The sequence below is a fragment of the Pontibacter sp. BAB1700 genome, assembly GCF_000277005.1.
Lineage (GTDB): Bacteria > Bacteroidota > Bacteroidia > Cytophagales > Hymenobacteraceae > Pontibacter > Pontibacter lucknowensis.
This window is the reverse complement of the sequence record NZ_AKIS01000116.1, coordinates 54948-70005: the sequence shown is the minus strand read 5'-3', so window position 1 is coordinate 70005 and position 15058 is coordinate 54948. Positions and strand designations below refer to the sequence as shown.

The window sequence follows — 15058 nt, the reverse complement described above, 5'->3', positions numbered from 1 at the left end:
TAAAGATGACGAACAGTGGAAGAGGTTTTCATACCGGTTTGCTATTATCCCTGGCTATGGTACTGTCGCTACTATGTGAGCCTGTACTGGCAATTGCTGCCTGGCAAAGCGATTCCACCCGGTCTGCGATCAACATCGGCCTGACGGGGCACACGGGCTTCATCATTCCACATTCCAGAGAGATTCGGGATATTTCCGGTTCCAATCCCTGGGGTATAGAGGCGGATGTGAGTCTGCACTTTACCAACGAACGCGCCTGGCAGTACCTGCAGGGTTACCCCAGGTTGGGTGCCGCACTGGCTTATTACAACTTTGACAATCCTGACATTCTGGGCAATGCTATACCTTGCTCCTGTATGTAGAGCCTTTTCTATCAGCGCATCGCCGCTTCAGTTTGTCTTTCCGTTTCGGGGCTGGGCTGGCCTACATGGACAACATCTATGACCCTGACACCAACCCTGAAAATCTATTTTACAGCACAGCCATCAGTTTTCCGCTCGAAATTAACCTGATGGGCAACTACCGCCTCAGCGAGCGCTGGATGCTGCGGGCAGGCGGTACGTACAAGCATATCTCGAATGGAGGGTTGCGTCAGCCGAACAAGGGCATCAACTTTCCCTCGGCTACACTGGGGCTCAACTATGCCCTGCGACCTGCCGCTTTCCCTGAGCGCCAAATGTCCGCAAGTATGCAGGAGCAGCAGGTGCGTAATTTTCTGGTAGCCGTGTTTGGCACCGGCAAGGACCGCCACGACGAACCATCGCGCAAGCTGCCACTGCTAGGTATAACTGCTTACGTCAGCCAGCCCGTTGGCCGCATCAGTGCGCTGACTGGTGGGGCCGAGTGGATAGCAGACTATACCTTGCGTAAGCACCTGCAGGACGAAGAGGACGGGCGTGATTTTCAGCGGGGTGCTTTGCTGGTGGGGCACGAACTGCGCATAGGTCGTTTCCGGTTCAATCAGCAGCTTGGGGTATACGTATACTCTCCATACAAAGCCCGCGACCCGGTGTACCAGCGCTGGGGCCTGGAGTACCATACAGGAGGGCGCATGTTTTACGGCATCAACCTGAAGGCCCACCGCCATGTGGCGGATTTTCTGGATGCCCGCGTCGGTTTTAGATTCTAATAAGATGAAGCACCTTACATTAGCATTTTTCCTGCTGATCTGCATTGCCTGTGCAGGTATAGCACAGCCTTCGCAAACCGGACAGCTAACCACTAAACCAAGCGCCTATGGCATGGAGGAAACACTGAAACGACTCCGAACTGCAATAGAGGGTATGGGCATCAACCTGGTAGCGGAAGTAGACCACGCCAAAGCCGCCAGTGACAAGGGGCTGGATCTCCGGCCTACACATGTGCTTATTTTCGGCAATCCGCTGGTTGGCACTAACCTGATGCAGGCCGATCAGCGTGCCGGCTTAGATCTGCCTTTGCGCCTGTTGGTGTGGGAAGACGAAGAAGGCCAGGTATACCTGAGCTACCGCCATCCCAACGACCTGCAGCAGGACTACAAATTAAGCGATCAGCAAGCTGTGTTGGATAAAATGGGGAAGGTATTTGAGAAACTGAGTGAAGCGGTAAGCAAGTAGGTGCCTGTGCTTTGGTAGCGTTTTAGATGTGCAAATGCATACAACCTGACAAAAGAATAATCAACAAACCATTTGTCCGAAATTTACCCCTCCCTATACATTGTAAGTACCTATAATTTAAATTATTATTGTTGCTTGAGAGCTTCTAATGGCTCTTCGGAAAAGCTATGCCTATACGTAGTCTACTCTCATGTGCAGCAGGATTTTTCCTCCTTTTCGCCATTTATCATTTCCCTGAGTTTTTTACTTCTTTTTGGATAATGGCACTGTTTAAAACCGGGTTTATAGTGGCAGCTTTTTTCCTGGCCAGAGCGCAGGGGTGGACAGGACTTGGGGGCTATGGCCTGAGTCTGAAAGATAAATGGTTGCGGCAGCTTTTGGTGGGGCTGTTGCTAGGCCTGACATTTTTCATCCTATCGTTCTACCTCTCGGTTCTGTTGGGGTATGAAAGCATTGTTCCCAGCATAACCATCACAACCTTTGTAGGACAAGTCCCCATGCTCCTGCTGATGACTGCGGTTCCCTCTGTAGCGGAGGACATTCTAACCCGGGGCTATTTATATGCTCATCTGGAAAAGTATATGAAGCCTGTTCATTGGGCGTTGCTATCCGCTTTGGTTTATGTGCTGAATCACATTTGGCGATTAGGTGACGGTGCGGCAGTCCTCTCCTATCTTTTGTTATTAGGCCTAGTGCTGGCCTATGCGGTCATCATTACCAAATCGCTTTGGCTTGCCTTCGGCATACACTGGGGCGCCAACATCGCCTACGAATCAACGAGAAGCCTATTCAGCACTACGTCGGCTTCAAGTGATGCCAGCACCTGGATACTGGCAGGCTGCTGGGGATTGCTGTTAGTGTTGTTAATACTTTGGGGGTTCTACAGGAACCGCTTGAAGTCAGGTATAGCACTGGCGCCTGACCTGTATTGAACAAACCTGTCATAAAACAGCAGCAGCTGCCTTCTTCCGAAAGCAGCCGCTGCTGTTTTATGTTTTGATATAGATTACACGTCTACACGAGCGTACTTGGCGTTGCGCTCGATGAAGTCACGGCGAGGACCTACCTCGTCACCCATCAGCATCGAGAACAAGTGGTCAGCCTCAGCGGCAGACTCAATTGTTACACGTTTCAAACTGCGGGTTTCAGGGTCCATGGTCGTGTTCCAAAGCTGCTCCGGGTTCATCTCACCAAGACCTTTGTAACGCTGCACGCCTACGCTGTCCTCCTTACCCTTGCCTAGTTCAGCAATGGCATCGATGCGGTCCTGCTCGCTCCAGCAGTAGCGCTCCTCTTTGCCTTTCTTCACCAGGTATAGCGGAGGAAGGGCGATGTAGATATAACCATTCTCAATCAGCTCTTTCATATAACGGAAGAAGAAGGTCAGGATCAGGGTACGGATGTGCGAACCGTCCACGTCCGCATCCGTCATGATGATGATGCGGTGGTAACGAAGCTTCTCCATGTTCAGGGCCTTCTCGCCTTCTGCGGTTCCGAAGCTCACGCCCAGGGCGGTGATCATGTTCTTGATCTCTTCGTTTTCGTAGATGCGGTGCTCCTGTGCTTTCTCCACGTTCAGGATCTTACCACGAAGCGGCAGAATGGCCTGGAACATACGGTTACGGCCCTGCTTGGCAGAACCACCTGCTGAGTCACCTTCCACGAGGTAGATTTCGCAGTTTTCCGGATTATTGTCAGAGCAGTCGGCCAGTTTGCCAGGCAAGCTGGTGCTCGAAAGCACGTTCTTACGCTGCACCATTTCGCGGGCCTTGCGGGCTGCGTTACGGGCCTGCGCCGCCAGTATCACCTTCTGCACGATCGTGCGGGCCTCTTTCGGGTTTTCTTCCAGGAACTGGTTCAGCATTTCGCCCACAGCCGTATCCACAGCACCACCCACATCGGAGTTACCCAGTTTGGTTTTGGTCTGTCCTTCGAACTGCGGCTCCTGCACTTTCACCGAAATAACGGCCGTCAAACCTTCACGGAAGTCATCACCGGCGATATCGATCTTCAACTTGTCCAGCATACCTGACTTGTCGGCATAAGCCTTCAAAGTACGGGTAAGAGCACGACGGAAACCACCAACGTGTGTACCACCTTCTATGGTGTTGATGTTATTCACGTACGAGAAGATGTTCTCAGTATATGAGGTATTGTACTGAAGAGCGATCTCTACCGGTACGCCGTTTTTCTCGCTTTCAATATGGATTGGCTCTGGAATCAGATTCTCACGCGTCTCGTCCAGGTAGGCCACAAATTCCTTCAGGCCGCCTTCTGAGTAAAAAGAATCAGAAAGTGGCTGTCCGTCCTCACCAGTCTCACGCAGGTCCGTCAGGTTAATGCGGATGCCCTTGTTCAGGAAAGAAAGCTCGCGCAGACGGCTGGCGATGGTGTCATACTTATACTCTGTGGTGGTAAAGATCGAAGCGTCAGGCTGGAACGTTACTGTAGTACCAGTCTTATCTGTCGTGCCGATTTCACGCACCGGATAAGCTGGCACACCGATGTTGTAGTGCTGCTCAAATACCTTTCCGTTGCGGTGCACGGTTACGTGCAAATCAGTAGACAGTGCGTTCACGCACGATACACCTACACCGTGCAGACCACCGGATACTTTGTATGTGTCTTTATCGAATTTACCACCGGCGTGCAGTACCGTCATAACCACCTCCAGGGCCGAACGGCCTTCTTTCTGGTGGAAGTCGGTAGGTATACCGCGCCCGTTGTCCGACACAGTTATGGAATTGTTAGTGTTGATGGTTACATTGATCGTATCGCAATGACCGGCCAGGGCCTCGTCAATGGAGTTGTCCACTACTTCCCACACCAGGTGGTGCAGGCCTTTGATGCCAATGTCACCGATGTACATGGCAGGACGCTTGCGAACGGCCTCAAGTCCTTCCAGTACCTGAATACTATCTGCTGAATAATTGTTATGCAATTGTTTTTCTTCTACGTCACTCATGTGTGTATCTGGGTAGATTGAATAGGTAAAATTACCAATTTATTTCATTTTATCTATGCTTTTCGGAGCAGTACTTTACACCGATTGCTGCATACCTGTGATCCCATCAGGTATAAGCAGGAAGCACACCTTGATTTAAACAAAAACGAAAGCCCATTAGTGCCTGTTTCACAAATACTTATACCTTAAAAACACAAAAAGACCACCTCTTATGGAGGCGGTCTTTCTGATCAAGTCGAATGCAAAATATATCGGCAGATGGACGCAAGTGATTTTACTCGCTTTTCGTCTACTTTGCCCTTAGGGGCGGCTCGAGGGCCGACCCGGTTTTTTTCATAGCTCAGTCAGGCATTGCATCGTGTTGTAAACGAACATACTGACTCAGCATTGCGAAGGTTGCTTAAATTTTATGCCATCATGAATGCGCCTTATGTTAAATTTCGGGCATGAAAACGATTATACTCCTCCTTATCTCCAATATCTTCATGACCTTCGCCTGGTATGGTCACCTGAAGTTCAAAGACACCGTGCTCTGGAAGGTAATCCTGGTGAGCTGGTTCATTGCCTTTTTTGAGTACATGTTCCAGGTGCCTGCCAACCGGATCGGGCACGGACAGTTCACTGCCTTTCAACTCAAAACGATACAGGAGGTCATCACGCTGGTCGTGTTTGTAGGCTTCTCGGTGCTATACCTGCGCGAAGAGGTGAAATGGAATTACATCGTTGGCTTCATTTTCATCCTGCTGGCCGTGTTCTTTGTCTTTAAGAAGTGGTAGTCAAATTATTAAATTGTTGATGGTTAAATTGTTTTGGGCGTTTACCATTGTTTCAATGCTATTGGCGTGCTTGTGAGCGTACTCCCTTTTATCTGATAACCCTCTCCTGGCTGATTCGTTGTAAATAACAGAGTACATGATGTTTAACCATAAAAAAGGAGGTAAACATGTCCATGAATTTTGAGAATTATCAAAAGGAGGCAAAGACCTGGTTACACGAGCTCTGTGACTACCTGGTATAGAAGACGAGATGAAAGCTGCCCGCATCTTCAGAGCAGTGCTGCACGCCATCCGTGACCGTATACCTGCCGGAGAAGCGATACACCTGGCGGCCCAGCTTCCGATCGTCTGGAAAGGTATATACTTTGATGGCTTCACGCTGCGGGAAGAGCCCGTGCGCATACGCCATGAAGAAGAATGGCTGGAGTTTATTCGCTCCAAAGACGCCTTTGCTGACATGGCCGATTTCCCGACACTGGAGCACGCCCACTATGCCTTCCAGGATGTAATGAAGTTTCTGCGAAGCCGTATCTCCGAGGGACAATACAACCAGGTAGCTCAAGCCCTGCATTCAGAACTAATGGTTCCTGCCTAATCAAAACAAACTTATCTTAAACCAATGCCTGGCCACCGTGCCGGGCTTTTTAATGCCCGCCTAAAGGGAATTGCCCAAAACTTAGCACCTGAGGGGCCATTATTCTGCCATATCCTATACCTTTGCAGCTATACCTGTTCTTATACCTAACCTTATCAGCTGAACGATGAAAAAGTGGCTGCTATACCTGAGTTTACCCCTCACCCTGCTTGCCTGCCAGGGCGGCGCCAGTGAAGGGGAGCGACAACAGGCCCTGGAAACAGAGGTGATGGACCTGCACGACGAGGCCATGGCCGACATGAGTAAAATCTACCGCTTGCGCCGCAACCTCACCAGCCTCCGCGATACGCTGCAGGCACAGTCTGCCGACACCGCGACCATTAGCCTGCTCACGCGCCGTATACAGGAACTGGACCAGGCCGATGAAGCCATGATGGAGTGGATGCGCCAGTACAAGGCTCCCGACACGTTGGCACACCAGCAGGCGATGCTATATCTGAATGCTGAACACCAGAAAATGGAACGGGTAAAATCGCTAATGGACAGCACCATCACCCAAGCACAGGAAACTTATGCGACTTATGGAAAGAAATAAACTAAACACTTTTTTTTCAGCCTTGCTGCTTGGCCTGTCTGCACTCAGCTGGCAGGCCTGTTCGCAGGAACAGTCCTCTGATGCCGGCACACTCCCCTACCTGGGCGAGCGGCAGCTGGTGCAGCGCCAAGTTGACGGCCAGCAGGTAACCGATACGGTATACCACCGCATACCTGACTTCGCTTTCATCAACCAGGACAGCCAGGTGGTGACCAGCCTCACCGTGCAGGACAAAGTATACGTCACCGACTTTTTCTTTACGACCTGCCCGACCATCTGCCCTAAGATGAAAAGCCAGATGTTGCGCATCTACGAAGCTTTTGAGGATGACCCAAGAGTCATGCTCCTTTCTCATACCATTGATCCGAAACACGATACAGTAGCCGTGCTGCGTGACTACGCTGACCGCCTGCAGGTGAACAGCGACAAATGGCATTTTGTGACTGGCGAGAAAGACAGCATCTACAGCATTGCCATGCAGTACATGGTGTCGGCGATGGAAGACGAGGAAGAGCCCGGCGGCTTTGTGCACAGCGGCGCCTTTGTGCTCGTGGACCAGAACCGCCACGTGCGCGGCATCTACGATGGCACCGACCCAGCCCAGGTCGATCGGTTGATCCGTGACATACCGGCCCTTTTGCCTAAAAAGAAAAAGAAGGATGCTGATAAAAACTAAATTCCTGCACTATGCTGCCGGTATAGCCGCTTTACTCACTCTGACCCAGTGCTTTTACACTGATAAGCAAAACGAAGGAGAAAAGCTCTATACCCAGTACTGCGCCAACTGCCACATGGATGACGGCAGCGGACTCCGCAACCTCATTCCGCCGCTGGCAGGCGCCGACTACCTGGAGAATCACCGCGATGAGCTGGCCTGCATCATCCAACACGGGCAGACGGGCAACATTGTCGTGAATGGTAAAAACTATAACCAGGGTATGCCAGGTTTTGAGCACCTTAACAAAGGGCAGATCACCAACATTCTCAACTACGTGCAGACCAACTTCGGCAACAGCAACCCGCGCTTCACCATACAGGAAGTGGAAAAGCAACTGCTTAAATGCCGGCATTTGCTGGAGCAATAAAAATAAAAATGGCGCTGTAGCTTAGCTGCAGCGCCATTTCCATACCTGTCAAATTCAGATTTTACCTGCCAAAGTCATCCTGCACACGCACGATATCATCCTCGTTGGAAGGATTGGCCGCATCGGTATGTTGCCAGATCTCGGCCAGCACACCCCAATCGTCAAGGCCCACCAGGCGGTGACGTTCTCCCTGACGCAGGGTAATCAGGTCACCGGTGCTTAGCACTTTCAATTCCCCTTCTTCATCTGTGTCGCTGGTCACAACTCCTACAGAACCTTTCACTACTTTCCATATTTCGGCGCGGCGATGGTGGTACTGCCAGCTCAGTCGCTTGTGCGGTGCTACCAGCAGTATTTTCGGGCTTAACTTGCCGGATATCTTCAGTTCATCTACCGACATGTTGTCGAAATAGGTGTTGGCAAAGTCCTGTGCCTGGGCTTCGTCGATCACAAAAAATCCGCCCCAGGGACGGTCCTGGTCCTGGCTGCTGATGTTAAAGTGTTGTTGTTTTAGTTGCTGTTCTGTTTCTGCGAAAAGGGCTGCTTTATTTATCGTATCGGTTGTCATGTTCAAATCAGGCTTTAAGGGTGTTAGCGTTATACATGCAGGTATATGCTAACGCAAAATGCAGCTCGCCTGTTGAGGCGGGGCGCAAATTTAGCATAATTGTACAGAAGTCAAGACTGTACATTGAAAGAGCTCACTCTTACCTGAGGGGGTAGCACCAGTCGCCGGCGATCTTATGCTTCCTTGCTCTGTAGAACGCCTTGGAAGAAACGTTCGAAGTTTTTGTGCAAGGCTCCCCATTTAAACTCGTGGTTAGGCGTACGGTAGCTGTAGCCGGCAAAGGTATTCTTTGTCACCACCGGAAATCTGCTGATTTCCTTACCCGCTATCCAGCCATAATACCCTACTTCTTTTCTGCTAAAATCCACCCAACCTACGATTACATAATCTTTTGAAGCCGGCTTTTGCTCCTGCGGGTAACCATAGGTCCAGTTGTCGTTCGGTGGCCTGTCAGTTGATTTCTTCGCAACTTTCACATCTATTTTACAGCCGCCAATCAAAAAGTCGAACGCATCCGCATTCCTGTTTTCGAAGCCGGCACGATCAACCTCGTAGGTATAGCCAAGGGACTTAAGCCAATGTTCGAAAGCGTACTCCCCCATGCATCCCAGCACCGCCTTCTCGAGGCGCTCTTTCTCTGAAAGGCCAAAGCGGGAATACAGGCCGTTGCGGACCATGTCAGCCGCACATTGCCGGGCTATGGCGAGGTTAGCGTCAAAGTCGAAGTTTTGTACCAGCATTGCATTTCATCAGATTGATTTAAAATCAATACCAATGTCCTGCAAGGTTAGTTGTAAATTAGTTCTGGAGATTTCGTTCAGCTGGAAAAGCGAGTCTGGACAAATAAAGGCCTTGGGTTTCAGCTCGATCGCTTTCCGAAGGACTTCTTCATTGATCCTATCCAGCCCATACAGGAGCCCTTCTTCCACAACCTCATACAGCATCGTATCACCGGCAGGCACTTTGTTTATGGCAGCTGTCAGCGGTATACCGGACCTGAGCAGCAACTCCCACAGCATGTGTTCTGAATGCTCTTTCTGTTTTTCTACCTGCTTAAATAAGGTCAGCTGTTTTGCATGCTCATTTGCACCATTGCTATTTTCTCCACGCCAGGTTTTGAATCTGGAAGGGGCTAGTTTAAAATACCTGAAACCTGTGTCGATGGCCTCCGTCTCCTCCTGTCCCTGCATTTTTTCATGTAGCAACAGCAATCGTTTTCTGGTAATCTCGGAGATGGTTCTGAAGCCTAGCTGATAGGCTTTAGTCGCTGGGGCGATCTGCTCATCCAACTGCACGCAGATGTACTTCCGGCTGCCGCCATCCTGCTGGTTCATTTCGAGCACGGCCTGGGCAGTGGCACCCGAACCGGCAAAAAAATCCATGAAGATGCCATCAGGATCGTCGGAGAAGCCTAGCAGGTACTTGATCAGGCTGGGTGGTTTCGGAAAGTCAAACACTTTTGCTCCAAACAGAGCTTCCAGTTGGGCGCTGGCGTTTTCGTTTGTACCCACGCCAACCTTTGAATTGATCAGGTTAGGCGGCACCTCTTTGTCATACACCAGCTTCTCATAAGAAGGACTAAGTTTGATCGTAGGTATACTGATCCGGGTACCTTTGCTTATTTCTTCATCCAGTTTCGGCTGCGACCACTTGAATTTAGCCTTCAATACAACAGCTTTACAAACACGCCGTCCTTTACCTCGGTGTCCTCGAGCAATTCAATGGCATAGCTGTCCGTTCCGTAACTGCCTTTCTGTAGCAGGCCATCCTTCAGACGCGTAATAACCACATCTGCCGGGAAGGTCAATATGCCCGGTTTATTCGACTGGTTCAGCAGCCCGTTGGAACTGGTGCTGTTTTTCCTGATGCCCTTGAATTTCTCACTGTTCTTATTTTTTTGGTAGCAGATCACATACTCCACTACTTTTTTACTCTTTCTGCTCAGGTTAGCAGGCGTTTCGGACTTGGCCCACGAAAAGTAATCGATGAAGTTCTCTTCCCCGAACACTTCGTCCATCACCAGTTTCAGATTAGCCAATTCATTGTCATCGATGCTCACGAAAATAATACCGTCTTCACGCAGCAGATGACGGGCCAGCGACAGCCTTGTCAGCACCATACTGAGCCAGTTCGAATGGCCGTTTTTCCTACGGTCGGACTGAGAACGGCCATTTTTCCCTGCAAAGTTATCAGCGTAGATGAAGCTATCGGAACCAGTATTGTATGGAGGGTCAATATAGATGCCCTTTACCTTCCCGGAATAAGCTTTCTGCAGCACCTTCAGCACTTTGGAGTTATCCCCTTCGATGAACACATGCTTCGTTTTATCCCAGTTAACTGACGCATCCGAAACAGGTATAAGTGTATCGGTCGAAGGTTCCTGGACTTGCTTATAGGCCTCTGCCTTGCCTGCCCAGCTCAATTGGTAGGCCTCCGGGGCTGTATAAACGTGCTCCCCCAGCAATTGCTTCAGCTGCGCTACATCCAGCTTGTTCCCATGAAAAGCAGCAGGTATAAGCGCCTTCAGTTTAGAAAGCAGGTCTTCCGAAATACTATTGGAGTCTCCGTTCATTATTATTGTATTAATCTAGTCAGTATGCTATCAGGCACCACTCAACAGAGTGTGGCTCCGGCCCTAAATGATGATCTGATAAAGAACCTCAAGTCTAAGTCCTAACTCACCTCATTAGCACCAGATATGTCCTGTGCTTTGCTGTAAAATGATCTGCTGTTATTTTACCTCTGGCTCTTGGAGGCAAAACTTCAAGATAAGGAATAAAGGGGAGATGAATGAAAGGAAGTTTTCTAATATTAATAGTCACCCATCTTTTCTATGTTGATTTTGAAATAGAGAGCTGTTATTTTGAGAGAGCTGGTTATATCAATAGTTCTAAAACCGTCTGCAATAAAAAAGGCACTTATAAGTTTTACCTTATAAGTGCTTGATACTGAAGTGATCCCGTTTGGATTCGAACCAAAGACCTACTGCTTAGAAGGCAGTTGCTCTATCCAGCTGAGCTACGAGACCAGCGTCCTTAGGAGAGCATTAGCTCTACCCTTAAACAAAAAATTTCGGAATTGCTTCCGAAATTTTTTAAGTCGGGGTGGCAGGATTCGAACCTACGACCTCCACATCCCAAATGTGGCGCGATACCGGGCTACGCTACACCCCGAACTGTGCTTTCAACTCCGGTTAGCGATGTTTGATGTCGCTGTTAATGTTGAACGCGGTGCAAAAGTAAGCGAAGAATTTAAATTGTCAAAACTTTTTCAATTTATTTTTTTCGCTTGCGGAGGAGGGGGGATTCGAACCCCCGGTACCGTTTCCAGTACGGCAGTTTAGCAAACTGCTGGTTTAAGCCACTCACCCACCCCTCCGGGTCTCTCCCTGCTGAAGAGATTGCAAACATACTACATTAAATTTGCCCACACAATAGCACTCACCAAAATTTTAGCAAACAAACCCGCCTGGCATACCTCTAGACTCCCTTTTCGAAAACTAACTACTTGATTCTATTCAGCTTTCTGAGACGAAATTTTCAGAAAAAATTTTAGAGCATTGTCGTCTTCTCACCTTCCCACCTCTTGCCTCCCCTTACTGCTATACCTGTATCTACCGACAAGGTGCCTCAAAAACCCCTTACATTGGCTTTCCTTTCTTATATTTGTCATCGGGCGTTGGCCTGAACCTGCACAACATGACCTGGTACCAAACTTTAACACTGCTTGAAATACTGTTCGGCATTCTCTTTATGGGACTGTACGTGGGCTATCTGTGGCGGGTGCGGAAGGTGTCTGCCTTTTTTGGACAGCGCCCGCACGGTGTGTGGGTGAAGTTTGTGCTGCGACACGCCTATGTCGTGCTGCTGATCATTGCAATACTCGGGCCATCGTTCGGGGCGATGAAAAAGGAGATCAAAACCATTGGCAAAGACATTTACATCGCCGTGGATCTTTCGGCGTCCATGGACGCCAACGACGTGCAGCCTTCCCGACTGGAACGAGCCAAGCGCGACATCATCAGGCTGATCAGTCGCTTCAACTCGGACCGCATCGGCCTGATCGTATTTGACTCTGAGGCCTACCTGCAAAGCCCGCTCACCTACGATCAACAGGCGCTCACGCTTTATACCCAAACCTTGCGCACCGGTCTGTTACCGCACGGCGGGACCAGCTTTATACCTGTGCTGGAAATTGTGTCTCAGAAATTTGGCCAGGCGGCGTCGCCTGAGGTGAGTGAGCAAAAAGCCCGCATCCTGGTGCTGATCAGTGATGGGGAGGATTTTGGAGGCCGTACCTCTGACTGGGCTGACAGGCTGCGGGAGCAAAACATACGGGTGTTTGCTTTGGGCATCGGCACTACTGACGGCTCCCAGATACCGGTTGGCAACTCCTTCAAAAAGGACCAGCAGGGCAATCCTGTTATCACCCGCTTGCATCCAGAAGGGCTGGAGCAGCTGGCCGAGACTACCGATGGTGAGTACTTTGAAGTAAACGGCCGCATCAGTGAGGTGAGCCGACTGATCAACGCCATCAATAACATAGAAGGCGAACTCCGCGAAAGCAAAACCATTGATGTAACTGCCAATAAGTACATCTATCCGCTTGCGCTGGCCTTGCTCCTTATACTGCTGGATGTGCTGATCACCGTTAAACTGCTCAGAATATGAAAGCTTTTCTGGCTGCCATATTATTTATCGGATTTCTGTCGGGGGGGCTGCGTACCATCTCGCTCATGAACGAGCATGCAGACCTGGCAGCGACAGCCTACAAACGGGGAGATTACATAGAGGCAGTGGCTTCATACGAGTACCTACTGGAGGATCTTGACGTACAGGATGATCAGGTACGGCTTAACCTGGGACACGCCTACTTCCGGCTGGGCGAATTGCAGAAAGCCCAGCAGCAGTACACCCTGCTGGCCAACCACGCCACCCGCCACATCAAGGCGGTATCGCTGCTCCAACTCGGTGCCATCTCCTCTCAAAGCAGAAAATACAGGCAGGCCCTCTCCTATTTCCGTCAGACACTGATCGTGGAGCCCGGAAACGAGGCGGCTAGGTATAACTACGAGTTGATCAAAAAGCTTCTGGAACAGCGTCCGGACCTGGCTCAGACGGATGAAGAGGACGATCAATTCCCTGCAGACCAGCAGCCTGCCCAGAACCAGCCTAAGCCGCAGCAGCAAAAACCGGAGGAGGAAGAGCAGGCAGAGCAACCACGCAAAAACCCCGACAGCGAAGGGGACCAGGAAGCAGAGGTAGACAAGCCAGAGCGTGACGACCAGGGCAGCAACAGGAACAAGGAGGAGGTCAGCAGCCAGATAAAGACGGCAGTGACAAACAGTCCGAAAAAACGGAAACAAGTGGGCAGCAGCCCGGCGATACGCAGGGCATGAACCCTGACAGCCAATTTGACCCGAGCCGACCAGAGCGAAGCCGCAGTGGAGAACCTCTCTCTGATGCCGAACAAAGAGCGCAAACCCGGAACAACCGACTGCAGCAGCTCAACATCAACCCCGAAAAGGCACGGCTGATGCTGGAGGCGATGCGCAGCGCAGAGCAACAGTACATCCAGCAACTCCCCAAAAAAGCGACACGCAAGCCTGATCCTACCAAACCGGATTGGTAGGCCACAATTTGGAAATTAAAAACCGATTGGTTTATTTTGCGTATTCAATTCTGAATGATGCAGACAACCTTATCTAAAGCAGAACGCACACGCCAGCTCATCATAGAGCGATCGGCCCCTCTGTTCAATCAGATGGGCTATGCCGGCACGTCGATGCAGGATATCATGACTGCCACCGGGCTGACGAAAGGAGGCATCTACGGACATTTTGAGAGCAAGGAAGAGATTGCCCTGGCTGCCTTTGAACATGCTGCCGGTATCATCACCCGAATGATCGGGGAACGGATAGCAGCTAAAGAAAGTGCTTCGGATAAGTTGAAGGCGATTCTGCAATTCTATAAAACCTACCTTTTCTCGCCTCCTGTACAGGGTGGCTGCCCTGTTCTGAACACAGCAGTAGAAGCGGACGACACCAACCCGCTCTTAAGGGCTAGTGTAGTTAAAGTGCTCAACCGTCTACACAAAGCGGTTGCCAACATTGTGCTGCAAGGTATAGACCGGGGAGAATTCAGACCTGAAACAGACCCACAGAGATTTTCTATTCTGTTTGTGAGCATGGTTGAAGGCGGTATCATGCTTTCAAAAGCTTACGGTGACAACAAATACCTCAACACCGTTATTTCTCAACTGGAACATATGCTCGAGTCTGAATTGCAAACCTGATATTTTTTTGATCTAAAATAAACCAATCGGTCTTTTTTTTTAAACTATTCATTATGGAAAAAAATTATAGCAAAATTCTGGAAAGCAAGGCACTGATCCGCTTTGAAGATTGCGACCCTTTCGGTCACCTGAACAACGGCCGCTATATCGATTATTATCTGAACGCCCGGGAAGATCAGCTGCGCGACAACTATGGCCTGGACATCTATGCCATGGGGAAAACGACGGGCAGGGCCTGGGTCGTAGCCTCCAATCAGATTGCCTACCTGCGTGAAGTGAAGTTCATGGAAACGGTTACGATCAAGACCTGCCTGCGCTGGTACAGCGGCTCCGACCTGATGATGGAGGGCCAGATGGTAGACCCTGAAACAGGCGCGATCATTTCTGTCATATGGACGCGCTTCGCCTACATCGACATCCGCAAGGGCCAGAAAGCTGAGCACAGCGAGGAATTGACTGAGCTGTTTGGCAAAGTGGCTGTACTGGGAGAAGGAAAGCCTTCGGAGTACTTCGAAGACCGTGTAAGAGAGCTGCGTTTGGCTGCAGTGGCTGCATTAGAAAAATAAAATCTTATTTTTGCAGCAC

19 protein-coding genes and 3 tRNA genes are annotated in these 15058 nt (G+C 50.1%); 14 read left to right on the top strand and 8 right to left on the bottom strand.

Going from position 1 to position 15058, the window contains the following annotated elements:
* Positions 1-5: 5 nt before the first annotated feature.
* The 4 genes from O71_RS25710 (at position 6) to O71_RS14270 (ending at position 2527) form a co-directional block, all read left to right on the top strand.
* Positions 6-362, top strand: a complete 357-nt coding sequence (locus O71_RS25710; protein ID WP_237717851.1) for a RagB/SusD family nutrient uptake outer membrane protein — start codon at positions 6-8, stop codon at positions 360-362.
* Complete coding sequence (locus tag O71_RS14280) at positions 347-1129, top strand: acyloxyacyl hydrolase (protein ID WP_237717850.1); 783 nt, start codon at positions 347-349, stop codon at positions 1127-1129. The genes O71_RS25710 and O71_RS14280 overlap by 16 nt, the downstream gene beginning before the upstream one ends.
* Before the next feature lie 4 nt (positions 1130-1133).
* Positions 1134-1595: a DUF302 domain-containing protein gene (locus tag O71_RS14275; protein ID WP_007657997.1), complete on the top strand. Its 462-nt coding sequence runs from the start codon at positions 1134-1136 to the stop codon at positions 1593-1595.
* Between the two features lie 167 nt (positions 1596-1762).
* On the top strand, positions 1763-2527 hold the full coding sequence (locus O71_RS14270) for a CPBP family intramembrane glutamic endopeptidase (protein WP_007657996.1): 765 nt from the start codon (positions 1763-1765) through the stop codon (positions 2525-2527).
* A gap of 74 nt (positions 2528-2601) precedes the next feature.
* Here the strand turns inward: O71_RS14270 and gyrB are convergent, their stop codons facing one another.
* A complete protein-coding gene (gene gyrB, locus O71_RS14265) occupies positions 2602-4560 on the bottom strand; it encodes a DNA topoisomerase (ATP-hydrolyzing) subunit B (RefSeq protein WP_007657995.1) in 1959 nt (652 codons plus the stop codon).
* 446 nt (positions 4561-5006) lie between these two features.
* On the opposite strand from gyrB, the gene O71_RS14260 reads away from it, so the two are divergent.
* The 5 genes from O71_RS14260 (at position 5007) to O71_RS14240 (ending at position 7611) form a co-directional block, all read left to right on the top strand.
* Positions 5007-5336, top strand: a complete 330-nt coding sequence (locus O71_RS14260) for a DMT family protein (protein WP_007657994.1) — start codon at positions 5007-5009, stop codon at positions 5334-5336.
* Between the two features lie 250 nt (positions 5337-5586).
* Positions 5587-5931 carry a DUF2267 domain-containing protein gene (locus O71_RS14255; RefSeq protein ID WP_007657993.1) on the top strand — a complete coding sequence of 115 codons (345 nt, stop codon included), beginning with the start codon at positions 5587-5589 and terminating at the stop codon, positions 5929-5931.
* Positions 5932-6097: 166 nt separating this feature from the next.
* A complete protein-coding gene (locus tag O71_RS14250) occupies positions 6098-6526 on the top strand; it encodes a hypothetical protein (protein ID WP_007657992.1) in 429 nt (142 codons plus the stop codon).
* Entirely contained in the window at positions 6513-7202 is a 690-nt protein-coding gene (locus O71_RS14245; protein WP_007657990.1) for an SCO family protein, read from the top strand. The genes O71_RS14250 and O71_RS14245 overlap by 14 nt, the downstream gene beginning before the upstream one ends.
* On the top strand, positions 7186-7611 hold the full coding sequence (locus O71_RS14240; protein ID WP_007657988.1) for a cytochrome c: 426 nt from the start codon (positions 7186-7188) through the stop codon (positions 7609-7611). The genes O71_RS14245 and O71_RS14240 overlap by 17 nt, the downstream gene beginning before the upstream one ends.
* A 61-nt stretch (positions 7612-7672) precedes the next feature.
* Here the strand turns inward: O71_RS14240 and O71_RS14235 are convergent, their stop codons facing one another.
* From O71_RS14235 to O71_RS14210, 7 genes are all read right to left on the bottom strand, one after another.
* Complete coding sequence (locus O71_RS14235) at positions 7673-8179, bottom strand: phosphomannose isomerase (RefSeq protein ID WP_007657986.1); 507 nt, start codon at positions 8177-8179, stop codon at positions 7673-7675.
* A 173-nt stretch (positions 8180-8352) separates the two neighbouring features.
* Positions 8353-8919 (bottom strand): hypothetical protein, encoded by a 567-nt coding sequence (locus tag O71_RS14230; protein WP_007657984.1) that lies wholly within the window; start codon positions 8917-8919, stop codon positions 8353-8355.
* A gap of 9 nt (positions 8920-8928) precedes the next feature.
* Positions 8929-9846, bottom strand: a complete 918-nt coding sequence (locus O71_RS23345) for a DNA methyltransferase (protein WP_051017773.1) — start codon at positions 9844-9846, stop codon at positions 8929-8931.
* Positions 9843-10751, bottom strand: a complete 909-nt coding sequence (locus tag O71_RS23340) for a site-specific DNA-methyltransferase (protein WP_051017772.1) — start codon at positions 10749-10751, stop codon at positions 9843-9845. The genes O71_RS23345 and O71_RS23340 overlap by 4 nt, the downstream gene beginning before the upstream one ends.
* 382 nt (positions 10752-11133) lie before the next feature.
* Positions 11134-11207, bottom strand: a tRNA-Arg gene (locus tag O71_RS14220).
* A 71-nt stretch (positions 11208-11278) separates the two neighbouring features.
* A tRNA-Pro gene (locus O71_RS14215) sits at positions 11279-11352 on the bottom strand.
* A gap of 118 nt (positions 11353-11470) precedes the next feature.
* Positions 11471-11557, bottom strand: a tRNA-Ser gene (locus O71_RS14210).
* A gap of 320 nt (positions 11558-11877) precedes the next feature.
* Between O71_RS14210 and O71_RS14205 the strand changes: the two genes are divergently transcribed.
* The 5 genes from O71_RS14205 to O71_RS14185 are packed head-to-tail and all read left to right on the top strand — an operon-like array spanning position 11878 to position 15039.
* A complete protein-coding gene (locus O71_RS14205) occupies positions 11878-12849 on the top strand; it encodes a VWA domain-containing protein (protein ID WP_007657982.1) in 972 nt (323 codons plus the stop codon).
* Positions 12846-13577 carry a tetratricopeptide repeat protein gene (locus tag O71_RS14200; protein WP_007657980.1) on the top strand — a complete coding sequence of 244 codons (732 nt, stop codon included), beginning with the start codon at positions 12846-12848 and terminating at the stop codon, positions 13575-13577. The genes O71_RS14205 and O71_RS14200 overlap by 4 nt, the downstream gene beginning before the upstream one ends.
* A complete protein-coding gene (locus O71_RS14195; RefSeq protein ID WP_007657979.1) occupies positions 13574-13810 on the top strand; it encodes a hypothetical protein in 237 nt (78 codons plus the stop codon). Before O71_RS14200 ends, O71_RS14195 begins: the two co-directional genes overlap by 4 nt.
* Before the next feature lie 54 nt (positions 13811-13864).
* The gene (locus tag O71_RS14190) at positions 13865-14473 is read left to right on the top strand and encodes a TetR/AcrR family transcriptional regulator (protein WP_007657963.1); all 609 of its coding nucleotides are present in this window, start codon (positions 13865-13867) and stop codon (positions 14471-14473) included.
* A 53-nt stretch (positions 14474-14526) separates the two neighbouring features.
* Positions 14527-15039: a thioesterase family protein gene (locus O71_RS14185; protein WP_007657961.1), complete on the top strand. Its 513-nt coding sequence runs from the start codon at positions 14527-14529 to the stop codon at positions 15037-15039.
* Positions 15040-15058 lie beyond the last annotated feature (19 nt).

Bases quoted from the DNA above. Each gene is read 5' to 3' on its own strand.
- gyrB (WP_007657995.1), bottom strand. From the start codon at position 4,560: ATGAGTGACGTAGAAGAAAAACAATTGCATAACAATTATTCAGCAGAT.
- O71_RS14250 (WP_007657992.1), top strand. From the start codon at position 6,098: ATGAAAAAGTGGCTGCTATACCTGAGTTTACCCCTCACCCTGCTTGCC.
- O71_RS14230 (WP_007657984.1), bottom strand. From the start codon at position 8,919: ATGCTGGTACAAAACTTCGACTTTGACGCTAACCTCGCCATAGCCCGG.
- O71_RS14245 (WP_007657990.1), top strand. From the start codon at position 6,513: ATGGAAAGAAATAAACTAAACACTTTTTTTTCAGCCTTGCTGCTTGGC.
- O71_RS14185 (WP_007657961.1), top strand. From the start codon at position 14,527: ATGGAAAAAAATTATAGCAAAATTCTGGAAAGCAAGGCACTGATCCGC.
- O71_RS14260 (WP_007657994.1), top strand. From the start codon at position 5,007: ATGAAAACGATTATACTCCTCCTTATCTCCAATATCTTCATGACCTTC.
- O71_RS14255 (WP_007657993.1), top strand. From the start codon at position 5,587: ATGAAAGCTGCCCGCATCTTCAGAGCAGTGCTGCACGCCATCCGTGAC.
- O71_RS14195 (WP_007657979.1), top strand. From the start codon at position 13,574: ATGAACCCTGACAGCCAATTTGACCCGAGCCGACCAGAGCGAAGCCGC.
- O71_RS25710 (WP_237717851.1), top strand. From the start codon at position 6: ATGACGAACAGTGGAAGAGGTTTTCATACCGGTTTGCTATTATCCCTG.
- O71_RS23340 (WP_051017772.1), bottom strand. From the start codon at position 10,751: ATGAACGGAGACTCCAATAGTATTTCGGAAGACCTGCTTTCTAAACTG.
- O71_RS14235 (WP_007657986.1), bottom strand. From the start codon at position 8,179: ATGACAACCGATACGATAAATAAAGCAGCCCTTTTCGCAGAAACAGAA.
- O71_RS14240 (WP_007657988.1), top strand. From the start codon at position 7,186: ATGCTGATAAAAACTAAATTCCTGCACTATGCTGCCGGTATAGCCGCT.
- O71_RS14270 (WP_007657996.1), top strand. From the start codon at position 1,763: ATGCCTATACGTAGTCTACTCTCATGTGCAGCAGGATTTTTCCTCCTT.
- O71_RS14205 (WP_007657982.1), top strand. From the start codon at position 11,878: ATGACCTGGTACCAAACTTTAACACTGCTTGAAATACTGTTCGGCATT.
- O71_RS14190 (WP_007657963.1), top strand. From the start codon at position 13,865: ATGATGCAGACAACCTTATCTAAAGCAGAACGCACACGCCAGCTCATC.
- O71_RS14275 (WP_007657997.1), top strand. From the start codon at position 1,134: ATGAAGCACCTTACATTAGCATTTTTCCTGCTGATCTGCATTGCCTGT.
- O71_RS14200 (WP_007657980.1), top strand. From the start codon at position 12,846: ATGAAAGCTTTTCTGGCTGCCATATTATTTATCGGATTTCTGTCGGGG.